Origin of the sequence: Thermotoga sp. (assembly GCF_021162145.1) — a bacterium.
Taxonomy (GTDB): domain Bacteria; phylum Thermotogota; class Thermotogae; order Thermotogales; family Thermotogaceae; genus Thermotoga.
The window spans coordinates 1-11,246 of the sequence record NZ_JAGGZH010000069.1; the positions used below are offsets into that span (position 1 = coordinate 1).

General features: G+C 47.8%; 10 protein-coding genes and 1 pseudogene. 3 read left to right on the forward strand and 8 right to left on the reverse strand.

What is annotated here, in order from left to right; genetic code table 11:
- The 6 genes from rgy to leuS all read right to left on the reverse strand — a co-directional run.
- The coding region (gene rgy / locus J7K79_RS04680) for a reverse gyrase (RefSeq protein WP_296905685.1) at positions 1-1,960 on the reverse strand (1,960 nt) is incomplete at its 3' end.
- Complete coding sequence (locus J7K79_RS04685) at positions 1,957-3,171, reverse strand: adenosylhomocysteinase (protein WP_296905667.1); 1,215 nt, start codon at positions 3,169-3,171, stop codon at positions 1,957-1,959. The genes rgy and J7K79_RS04685, both read right to left, overlap by 4 nt.
- On the reverse strand, positions 3,158-3,625 hold the full coding sequence (locus tag J7K79_RS04690; RefSeq protein ID WP_296905669.1) for a YqeG family HAD IIIA-type phosphatase: 468 nt from the start codon (positions 3,623-3,625) through the stop codon (positions 3,158-3,160). Before J7K79_RS04690 ends, J7K79_RS04685 begins: the two co-directional genes overlap by 14 nt.
- Complete coding sequence (locus J7K79_RS04695) at positions 3,622-3,843, reverse strand: DUF4911 domain-containing protein (RefSeq protein ID WP_296905671.1); 222 nt, start codon at positions 3,841-3,843, stop codon at positions 3,622-3,624. Before J7K79_RS04695 ends, J7K79_RS04690 begins: the two co-directional genes overlap by 4 nt.
- Positions 3,844-4,470 (reverse strand): redox-sensing transcriptional repressor Rex, encoded by a 627-nt coding sequence (locus tag J7K79_RS04700; RefSeq protein WP_296905673.1) that lies wholly within the window; start codon positions 4,468-4,470, stop codon positions 3,844-3,846. It lies immediately after the preceding gene.
- Positions 4,471-4,479: 9 nt separating this feature from the next.
- Positions 4,480-6,954, reverse strand: coding sequence for a leucine--tRNA ligase (gene leuS, locus J7K79_RS04705; RefSeq protein WP_296905675.1), 2,475 nt, complete (start codon positions 6,952-6,954; stop codon positions 4,480-4,482).
- 98 nt (positions 6,955-7,052) lie between these two features.
- Between leuS and J7K79_RS04710 the strand changes: the two genes are divergently transcribed.
- From J7K79_RS04710 to ruvA, 3 genes are read left to right on the forward strand one after another with little or no spacing between them, the layout of a single operon-like run.
- Positions 7,053-8,231: a phosphopentomutase gene (locus J7K79_RS04710; RefSeq protein ID WP_296905677.1), complete on the forward strand. Its 1,179-nt coding sequence runs from the start codon at positions 7,053-7,055 to the stop codon at positions 8,229-8,231.
- Positions 8,232-8,234: 3 nt separating this feature from the next.
- Positions 8,235-9,530 (forward strand): folylpolyglutamate synthase/dihydrofolate synthase family protein, encoded by a 1,296-nt coding sequence (locus J7K79_RS04715; protein WP_296905679.1) that lies wholly within the window; start codon positions 8,235-8,237, stop codon positions 9,528-9,530.
- Entirely contained in the window at positions 9,527-10,093 is a 567-nt protein-coding gene (gene ruvA / locus J7K79_RS04720) for a Holliday junction branch migration protein RuvA (RefSeq protein WP_296905681.1), read from the forward strand. The genes J7K79_RS04715 and ruvA overlap by 4 nt, the downstream gene beginning before the upstream one ends.
- On the opposite strand, the gene J7K79_RS04725 is transcribed toward ruvA, so the two are convergent.
- Complete coding sequence (locus J7K79_RS04725; RefSeq protein ID WP_296905683.1) at positions 10,070-10,864, reverse strand: DUF368 domain-containing protein; 795 nt, start codon at positions 10,862-10,864, stop codon at positions 10,070-10,072. The two genes, ruvA and J7K79_RS04725, sit on opposite strands and share 24 nt — an antisense overlap.
- Positions 10,861-11,246 (reverse strand): annotated as a pseudogene (locus J7K79_RS04730) (hypothetical protein); the annotation flags it as partial. The pseudogene J7K79_RS04730 and the gene J7K79_RS04725, both read right to left, overlap by 4 nt.

An 11,246-nucleotide genomic window follows, 5' to 3' on the forward strand; every position in this document is an offset into this window, starting at 1 on the left:
CCTCAAGCGATATCTCCCTCAATGCCTTGAGGGTTTCAGTTTTATCGTCGAGGTTTCTCGAAGAGCAAACGGGACATTCTCCACGGTCCTCTGTGAACTGGTACCCACAATCCCTGCATCTCTTCAGAGAATTGTAAACGGGGACGAAGATCCCATCTTTCTCTTCAACCCCGTGAATCCCTCCCTTCACGATAAGATCGTAAACGTGTCCTCTTGTTGCCGTGAACAGAATGATTCCTTCGCCCGTCACAGCCTCGTGGACTAGGATGTTTCTTTCCCTACGAGAAGAAGCCTTCCCCAGGAACTTCGAGATCGTATCCGCCTTGGTTGGCGACTCAACGACTATCAGAAGGGAGCGAGAAGTGTCAAAAGACCCTTCCCCCAGACTCTTTCTGCTCTCTTCCACCTCACGAACGAGTTTCTCCCAATCTACCTCCGGTTCTTCGACGATCTCTTCTTCTGCGATAAGAAGAAGACGGGTTCTCAAAGACTCGAAGACTTCCTCATCTTCCTCAAAGATCACCGACAAACCCTTGACGAGCACGCCGTTCAATATTCTCGATGATCTTCCGGACGCCTGAATGTAGGTGTAGATGTCGGGAACGATGAGTTCTTCACCTCTCACAGCAGAACCCCTGAAAATTTTCTTCACTCTCTCTACGAGTTCTTCTTGGGAAAAGTGCGATTTTGCGAGTTTTCTGAGCTCCTCGTCACCTATTTTCTTCTCTTTTATCAAACCTGATTCTCTGAGGAGCCTAGTGAGGACGAACTTTGGAGCCCTGTTGAGATCCAAGGAAAATCTCATAGAAGGGGCACCCCAGAAGATCACGTACTTTATCCTCTCTGGAAGATCAACTCCCCTCGTTAGCTTTCCATAATACGCCTGCACACCCACTAGAACATTGATTTCTCCGTTTTTGAATGCCTCGAAGTTTTCTTCGAACCTTTCCCAAGTTTCTCCCACCCTTATTCCTTGTTCTTTCAAATACTCGACCAGATTCCTACCTTCTTCCTCCGTCTGTGTGAAGATCAAAACACCGTCCCTGAACGTCTCGAGCAGTTCTATCAAACGCTTTCTGGATTTTCTGGAAATCCTCACGTGCGTGATGTTTCGTGCCACGGACACCAACCTACCCACAGTGAAATTGAGGAGGTCTCTGAACAGCAAAGGCCTGATCCCACGCGGCTTGGCTGTGGCAGAGGAAACCACAAGAATTCCTGTCTTCAAACTTTTCGGTTTTTCGTAGATCTTTCCCTGCTTAATGGCGGAGAACGCCTTCTTTATAACGTCCTCGGGGATCCCTACCATTGTGAGTAGGGTGTCTATGTTACGAGAGGCCTTGAGAACTGCATCCACATCGTCCACGAAGACGAAGTCAAATTTCTTCTTAGAAAGCTCCTCTCTGTGTTTAGAAACAAATTGTGTAGAAACAACGAGTACGTGATAGTCACCCTTCTTGAAACTTTCCTCGAAATTCTTCCTCTCTTCCTTTTTCATGGAAGAGTAGAATCCCAGGATTCTAACACCTTCAGCCATTTCCCTCAACCTTTCAAGTGTCTGCTTGACGAGGGTCACTGTGGGAAAGACGAGAGCAGACTTTTTTCCCTTTTTTGCAAGCCACAGGGACGCTATCATTCCAAACGTGGTTTTCCCCACTCCCGTCGGTGCAACCATCGTAAAACTTTTCCCCAAAACCATTCTCTTGGCCCACAGCCGTTGGTATCCCGTCAAGTCCTTCCCGAACACTTCTTTGAAAAAATTTCGAAAGTCTTCGTACTCGCTCCAGAATCTGTGATAGAAGCGATAATCCTTCAACGTTCTTTTCTCAAGAAGTGCCTTATAGATGTCAGAAGGGGACTCCTCGGGAAGGCATACTTCACATGGGAGTCCCCTCTCATTCCTCTCGTCGGTGTTCACCCCACCACAGTTTATACACGAGTGGTAGTACTTCGAGTTCACCGCCAACTCTCCAGATACCTCCTTTGTTTCTCCGTTAAACTGTCTATCTTCACGTTCATCGATTTCAGCTTCATCATAGCCACCTTCTCGTCCACCTCGGATGGGAGAGTGTAAACTCTTGGTTTCATGTTCGTGTGATTCTCCAGAAGATGTAATACGGCGAAGGTTTGGAGAGCAAACGAAAGATCCATGATCTCGATGGGATGACCGTCTCCCGCCGCGAGGTTGACCAGTCGACCTTCTGCGAGGAGAAAGACCGTCTTTCCGTTCTTCAACACGTAACCCGTCACGTTTGAACGCGCTTCGAATTTCTCAACGGCGACCTCTTCAAGTACCTTTACAGGGATTTCCACGTTAAAATGACCCGCATTGGCCAGAACCGCTCCGTTTTTAAGAGAGAGAATGTCCTCCTCGGTGAGCACATCCGTGTTCCCCGTGGCCGTTATGACGAAATCGGCCAGTTTGACAGCCTCTTTCATCGGCAACACCTCAAAACCGTCCATGATCGCTTCCACCGCTTTAACAGGATCTACTTCCGTCACGATCACCTTTGCTCCGAGACCAGAAGCTCTCAAAGCGATTCCTCTTCCGCACCAACCATAACCGGCAACCACGACTCTTTTTCCAGCGATCAGAAGATTCGTGTTTCTCATGATAGCATCCCACGTGGATTGTCCCGTTCCATATCTGTTGTCAAAGAGGAACTTCATTTTCGAGTCGTTCACAGCGATGACCGGTACTTTCAACTTTCCAGATTTTTCAAGGGCTTTCAGGCGTTTCACACCGGTTGTGGTTTCTTCAGAAACACCCTTCAAACTTCCGAGGGCATCGGTTCTCTCAGTGTGCGCCATAACCGTGAGATCTCCTCCATCATCTATTATGAAATCAGGCCTTTCATCGAGCACCTTCATGAGGTTCCTTCGGTACATGTTTTCGTCGCGAGTCCTCTTCGCGTAAACGGTGATACCCTTTTCCTTGAGGGCCTCTGCCACATCATCCTGCGTGGAAAGAGGGTTACTTCCTGTGACGACGACGTTCGCTCCGAGTTTTGCAAGCGTGATCGCAAGATACGCCGTCTTCGCTTCTAGATGTATGCTCATTCCAACCGTCACACCCTCGAGTGGCCTTTTCTCCGAAAATTCCTTCGATATCTCGTTCAGAAGAGGCATGTATCTGGAAACCCAGTTTATTTTCATCTCACCTGTCTTCATTGTGCCGTCCCTCCAAAATTTTCTCGAAGAATCTCAGTATCTTCGTTCCAAAGAACTCCTCCTGGCTGATTGGCTCCACTTTTATCACATGGAATCCAAAGAGCCTTCCCATGAGAACGTCGGTGAAAAGTTGATCCCCTATCATCACACAGCGCTTGGGATCCATCTTTTCTTTCTTCAAAAATCTCCAGACCTTGAAACTAAAAGGCTTCCCCGCCCGCCAAACGAACGTGGCCGGGAGATCGACTTTCCTTGGCTTACCGTTGGAAATGATTACCACGTGCGCTTTACCTGACAAATCCTCCAGGATCTTTTTTTTCTCCTCCGATAACTCACTTTTTCTCCACGGAGCGAGCGTGTTATCGAAATCGAACAGAAAATACCTGTACCCTTTCCGAATCAAACCATCGAAGTCGATGGCTTCCACTCTTTTCACACGCGTCACCTTTCTCATGCTTCTCCAGGATTCTCCCTCACATCGACGATTTCAAGCTCGACCATCTCCTTACAACCTTCCAGAAGCTCGATTGCTTCTTTTGGAAAGGGAGTTATGATCCTCAGAACACCGTCCTCATACTTTCTGATGTTGAACATGTGCTCTTCGACTTCCAGAAGGTAGTTCAGAAGGTGAACATCTTCCTTGGATACCTTCACGTATATGTCGTACTCCATTCACCTGTTCCTCCTTACGATCTCGAAGGTTAATACCCTCAGAGCCGCTGTTATGTCTATGTTTTCGATGGGAACAGAGACCCTGATCTTGACCGGCGCGAAGTTCAGGATACCCACAACACCACTCTTCTCCAACCTTTCTGCTACCTCCTGGGCATGTTCGGCAGGAACCGCTATGACGCCTATCTCCACCTTCTTTTCCTCGACGAACCTCTCCAGGTCTTTTGCGTCCATCACTACCATACCGGGTGCCACTTCTTTACCGATCTTCGAGAGATCGTTATCGAATATCCCTACTATCTTGAAACCCTTTTCACGCATAACGGCGTAGTTGGCTATCGCTCGTCCGATGTTTCCAGCTCCCACGACGACGAGCTTCCATTCTTTCTTGACCCCGAGTATCTCTCCAATCGCGTTGTAAAGATGTTCCACGTTGTAACCGACACCACGCTTTCCAAACTCTCCGAAGTACGACAGATCTTTCCTGATCTGACTCGCCTTGAGGTCGAGCCTCTTCGCCAGCTCCTCCGAGGAAACCACCTCGATCCCCTCATCGATCAACCTTTCGAGGCACATGTAATAGCTGACCAACCTTTTCGAAACGGGCTTTGGGATCTTCTCTGCCATCCTATCACCTCATATCACAATGTTCACTATTCTTCCTTTTACGTAGATGAATTTCTTCACAGGTTTTCCGTCAACGTATTCCTTGACTCTTTCCCTCTCCAGCACCATCTTTTTTAGATCTTCTTCCGAAATGTCGACTGAAACGAGGATCTTGTCCCTCACCTTTCCGTTTATCTGGATAGCGATCTCCACCTCTTCAACCTCGAGGGCTTTCGGATCATAAGAGGGCCAGGTCTGCTGGACGACGAGCCCTTCTTTTCCCAGCTCGTGCCAGAACTCCTCCGCCAGGTGCGGTGCGAACGGTGATAGAACGAGTGTGAGGTTCTCCGCGATCTCTCTCAGGAGTTTTCTGTTCCATCGATTCTCCGGCACACTGTTCAGATACTGATTCAGATGGTTGACCAGCTCCATGAGACCACTGATTGCCGTGTTGAACTTGAATCCACCTTCTATATCTTCCGTTACTTTCTTGATGATGCTGTGCAACTTCCTTCTGAGTTCCTTTTCGACAGAAGTCGTCAATGAGAGACCCTCGATGCTCTCTTCCTTCACATGCGGTAAAATCATGTAGAAGGTGTTCCAGAGTCTTTTGATGAACCTATGCACTCCTTCGATACCAGCATCGCTCCACTCGGCATCTTTTTCCGGCGGTGCCATGAAGAGTATATACATCCTCAGGGTATCCGCTCCGTACTTCTCTATCATCTCATCGGGAGACACTACATTTCCCTTCGATTTCGACATCTTGGCACCATCCTTATAGATCATCCCTTGAGTGAAGAGGTTGATAAAAGGTTCGTCGAAATCCAGATATCCAAGATCATGAAGTACCTTGGTTATGAACCTCGAGTACAACAGATGTAACACGGCGTGTTCCACACCGCCTATGTACTGGTCCACAGGGAGCCAGTAATTCACATCGCTCGGTTCAAAGGGCTTGTCATCTAGATGTGGATTCACATACCTGAGAAAGTACCAAGAAGAATCGACGAACGTGTCCATAGTGTCCGTTTCCCTCTGGGCATCACCACCGCAGATAGGACACTTGGTCTTCTTGAATCCTTCGTGGAAAGAAAGAGGAGACTGACCGGTTGGGAGGAATTCCACGTCTTTCGGAAGCTTGACCGGGAGATCCTCTTCTGGAACCGGGACGATACCACACCTCTCACAGTAGATGATGGGGATGGGAGCTCCCCAGTACCTCTGACGCGATATGAGCCAATCTCTGAGCTTATACTGAACCGATCGCCTGCCAATTCCTTTCTCTTCGAGCCAGTTTATGACCTTTTCGATACCCTTCTTGCTCGGTGTTCCCGTGAACGGCCCGGAATTTACCATGATTCCTTCGCCTTCATAGGCTTCCTTCATCTTCTCAGGATCGAGCTCTCCATCTACGGGCTTGATGACCACCCTTATGGGTATTCCGTACTTCTTAGCAAAGGCGAAGTCCCTCTGGTCGTGAGCTGGAACCCCCATGATGGCACCCGTTCCATACTCCATGAGTATGTAGTTCGCAACGTAGATGGGAACTTTCTCCCCATTCACCGGGTTCACCGCATACTTACCCAGAAAGAATCCCTCTTTTTCTGCCTCCACAGACGTTCTCCTGAATCTATCTTGCTGCCTTACGCGTTCCAGGAACGCCTGGAGCTCTTCCCTTTTGTCATCGGGAACCAGTTCTTCAACGAGTGGAGACTCCGGAGCCAGTGCCATGAACGTGACTCCCCAGAGCGTGTCGGGTCTCGTGGTGAAGACCTTTATCTTCGTGTTTGATCCCTCAACGAGGAATTCTATCTCCGCACCTGTACTCTTTCCTATCCAGTTTTTCTGCATCGTCTTCACATGCTCGGGCCAACCAGTGAGCTTGTCTAGATCGTTCAACAGTCTTTCTGCGTAATCGGTTATCTTGAAGAACCACTGCTCAAGGTGCTTTATGGTTACACTTGTTCCACACCTTTCACACTTTCCATCTTTCACCTGCTCGTTGGCAAGAACGGTTTTACACCTGGGGCACCAGTTGACCGCCGCCTTCTTCTTGTAGGCAAGACCGTTTTTGTAGAGCTGAAGGAATATCCACTGGGTCCATTTGTAGTACTCTTCATCACAGGTTACGATCTCCCTATTCCAATCGTAACTTATCCCCAGTTTCTTCACCTGTTCTCTGATGGTGGAGATGTTCTTTCTGGTCCACTCTTCAGGGTGTATTCCCCTCTCGATCGCCGCGTTTTCCGCGGGTAACCCAAAGGCGTCGTAGCCAAACGGATGAAGAACGTTGTAACCTCTCATCCTTTTGTATCTTGCGATGATATCGCCTATGACGTAGTTCTTCACATGTCCCACGTGGAGCGTCCCAGAGGGATAGGGAAACATCACGAGGGCATAGTACTTTGGTTTTTCAGAACATTGTGGAGTGTGAAACACTCCTTTTTCCTCCCAAACTTTCTGCCATTTTTCCTCTATTTCCTGGGGTTTATACTCTTTCATAGACGCACCTCCTAACTCCTCTGTACTCTCTTAACTTAATGATATCAGATTCTCTGGTGCTTCGTGATAGAATCTTTCAAGAAAAAGGAGATGAGAACGTGCGAGTGATCTTGATCGTTCTGGACAGTGTTGGAATCGGTGCAATGCCCGATGCTCATCTGTACGGTGACGAAGGGAGCAACACACTTGTGAACACGGCAAGAGCGGTGGGAGGACTTCATCTGCCGAACATGGAAAAGCTAGGGCTTGGCAATCTGGACGACATTCCAGGAGTCAAACCGGTGAAACCGTCAGAAGGTGTCTACGGGAAGATGATGGAAAAAAGTCCCGGCAAAGATACAACCACAGGTCACTGGGAAATAGCGGGTGTGATTCTCAAAAAACCGTTCGACCTTTTTCCAAACGGATTTCCGAGGAAATTGATAGAAGAGTTTGAGAAAAGAACGGGAAGGAAAGTGATAGGAAACAAACCTGCATCGGGGACGGAAATAATAAAAGAGCTGGGGCCTATACACGAAAAGACAGGAGCGCTGATCGTTTACACGTCTGCCGATAGCGTGTTTCAAATAGCGGCGAAGAAAGAAATCGTGCCACTGGAAGAACTCTACAGATACTGCAAGATAGCAAGAGAACTTCTCGATGAGATGGGATACAAGGTCGCCAGAGTCATAGCAAGACCGTTCACTGGAGAGTGGCCCAACTACGTCCGAACACCTGAAAGGAAAGATTTTTCCCTCGAACCCGAGGGAAAGACCCTCCTGGACACTCTTATGGAGAACAACGTATCTGTCTACGTTGTGGGGAAAATAGCCGACATATTCGCTGGAAGGGGTATTACGGAAAATTACAAAACTAAGGACAACAACGACGGAATCGACAAAACAATCTTTCTTATGAAAGAGAAGAAACACAGGTGTCTGGTATTCACAAACTTGGTGGACTTCGACACCAAATACGGACACAGAAACAACTACGTTGCCTATGCGAAAGCCCTCGAAGAGTTCGACAAAAGGCTTCCCGAGATTCTCCAAGCCATGGAAAATGACGACGTGCTGTTCATAACCGCGGACCACGGGTGTGATCCAACGACACCTTCAACGGACCACTCTAGGGAGATGGTGCCTCTCCTCGGATACGGTGAGAAATTGAAGAAAGATGTGTACGTCGGTGTCAGGGAAACCTTTGCGGATCTTGGACAGACGATCGCCGATATGTTCGGCGTACCCCCTCTGGAGAACGGAACATCTTTCAAAAGCCTGATATGGGGTGATATCTGATAGATGAGATATCTGGACATGCTGAGATATCTTTATCACAAACGCCCTATGGGTAAGATAAAGCCGGGCCTCGAAAGAATTTCCCTTCTTCTCTCCCTGCTGGGGAACCCTCACTTGAAGTACCAGACCGTTCACGTTGGAGGAACAAACGGCAAAGGCTCTGTTACGAACATGATCAGCAATGTCCTCATAGCCCAGGGGTACAAGGTGGGATCGTACTACTCACCCCATCTCAGCACCTTCAGAGAAAGGATCAGATTGAACGAAGAGTACATCTCCGAAGAAGAAGTGGAGAACATCTACCAGCAAATGAAATCCATCTTGAAACGCTTGGACGGGGACGAAGTGTTTTCTCCCAGCTTCTTTGAAGTGGTCACGGCGATGGCTTTTCTTTACTTTGCAGAGAAAGAAGTCGATGTGGCTGTTGTAGAGGTGGGACTCGGAGGGCGTCTGGATGCCACAAACGTCGTTTCTCCTCTCTGTTCGGTCATCGTTACAGTGGACCGAGATCACGAAAAAATACTGGGAACCACCATCGAGCAAATCGCCTGGGAAAAATCTGGAATAATAAAAAACGGTGTTCCTGTTGTCACTGGCGAGGAAAAAAGAGAAGCACTGAAGGTGATAGAAGAGGTTGCAAGAAAGAAGAGGGCAAAAGTGTACATCCTTGGCAGAGATTTCAACGTGGAGGTTGAATCACTGAAATTGTTCGAAAACAAGTTCAACTACAGGGGAAGCAGAACACTGAAGAATCTCGTCTTGGCAATGAACGGACACCACCAGATGATGAATGCAGGAGTTGCTCTGAAAGCATTGGAAACGACCGGTCTTTCGGTGGATGAGATGGCGATCCGAGAAGGTTTAAAGAAAGCGAGAAACCCTGGAAGATTCGAGGTGATCGAAAAAAACGGAAAGAGGTTCGTTCTGGATGGAGCACACAACCCTCATGGAGCGAAGATTCTCGTGAAATCTTTGAAGTTGTACTTTAAAGAACCCCTGAATCTGATCATCGGTATACTGGACGACAAAGATCGAGGGGGCATTCTGAAAGAATACAGGGGCGTTTTCGAGAGAATCGTTCTCACGCGAGTTCCCTCCCTCAGAATGAAAGATTTTGAGGGATTCGTCAGGCTTGCAAAGAAGATACTTGGAAGCATTGAAGTCATTGAAGATCCTCTCGAAGCGCTGGAAATTGCTGATGAAAAATCTGTGACCGTCGTCAGTGGCTCGCTCTTCTTAGTGGGATACGTCAGAGAGTACCTTGAAACGGGAAAGATCGGCGAGGAGTGGTACTTGTGATAGCCGGGATCCACGGAAAAGTGGTGCAAAAAATGGGAAACGTCGCTCTCGTTTTAACGGATTTCGGTATTGTTTTTGAGATTGTATGCGATATGCAAACCAGCCAGGAACTCGAGGAAAACAAAGAGTGCTATTTGCACACATTCCTGAGCATCTCTCAGGATAGTGTTACCCTCTATGGTTTCTCGGATAAGAGGAAAAAGGATCTTTTCCTCTCTCTGACCAAAGTCTCAAGGCTTGGACCGAAGACGGCCCTGAAAATACTTTCAAGCGAAGATGTGGACACCCTGATATCCATGATCGCCTCCCAGGACGTCGAAGGCCTTTCGAAACTTCCAGGAATCAGCAGAAAAACCGCTGAGCGAATCGTCATGGAACTGAAAGGGGAGTTTGAAAACGTTGGACTCAAAGACATGAGGACCTACCGTGAATCCCTGGAAGCTCTGGTTTCCCTTGGCTATCCAGAAAGGCAGGCAAGGAAGGTCATAAAAGAAGTGCTCAGAGATGGTATGTCCACGTCTGAGGTTATCAAAGAAGCACTAAGAATTCTGAGCCGCCGATAGTCTTTTTTCCAGTTTCAAAAGTGCAAATCCAAAAGCCAGTGACACAACAAAAACCAGAACAGACGGGAGAAGATCTTTCAAGTCCATTTCCTTTGGAACCACTTTGTAGAGAGATGCCAGTATCATTCCCCCTATGAAACTGTAGGTTTCTTCCCTGAATCTTTTCAAAAGAAACCCCATGACTCTTATGGAAGCAAGAATCCCCAAGATCACTCCTACAGCGAAAACGAGCAACTTATCAACAACCAGATGGGAAACCATGGAGAGAACAGAATCGTACACACCGAACATCAGAAGAACTAGAGAACCACTGATACCGGGTACCACCATCGCTGCTGCAGCCACAAAACCTGCCAGAAGGAGAACGAGGGACTCGTCCTTGTTTGCGGATCGACCCGAAAGATAGAGTAGGGAAACACTCAGAACACCGAAAAAGAAAAAAAGGAAGTTCTTCAAAGAAAAAGAAAAGAACTCCTTTGACTTCACAAAACTCACGATCACAAGCCCAACGAAGAAGAAGTGGGTTGGAACAGGATATCTGACCAGAGAAATCTCAAAGAGCTTGGCAAACCCAAACACTCCAACAAACACACCAATCCCAACAGGGAGAAGCACCTTCAAAGATTTGAAGCTTCCTGAAATCAGCGAATTCACTGTCTCTATCAGTCTGTCGTATATCCCCATCAAAATTGCTATGGTTCCCCCACTAACTCCTGGTATGATGTTCGCTATTCCCATAAGAACACCGGAAAAGAAGTACCACACCCTCATTCCTCCCTGATCTTTTTCTTCAAGGCTAGAACGAGTTTCCTAGTGTCTTCTTCGCTGTATTCTTCCTTAGACTCAAGCTCCTTGAAAGTTTCCTCCACATCCAGATTCACTTCTTCAGCGGTCAAATCGTCAGGAATCTCGGCGGAGCTTTCAAAGATCCCTCTGGCTCTTTCCAAAACCTCCTCCACGTCAAGGCTTTCTTCCCCACCATCTTCCTTCTGGATTCTTCCCAAGAGCTCTTCAAGGGCATCTAATCTCTTGTCCGCTTCTTTTCTTTCTTCCGGAGTGGGAATCTCCTCCAGGACCGCTTCAGGTTCTTCGAGCACCTCTTCTGTTTTCTCTTTTATTTTTGTACTCTTCGTGGCACGAGTGACCAATAATC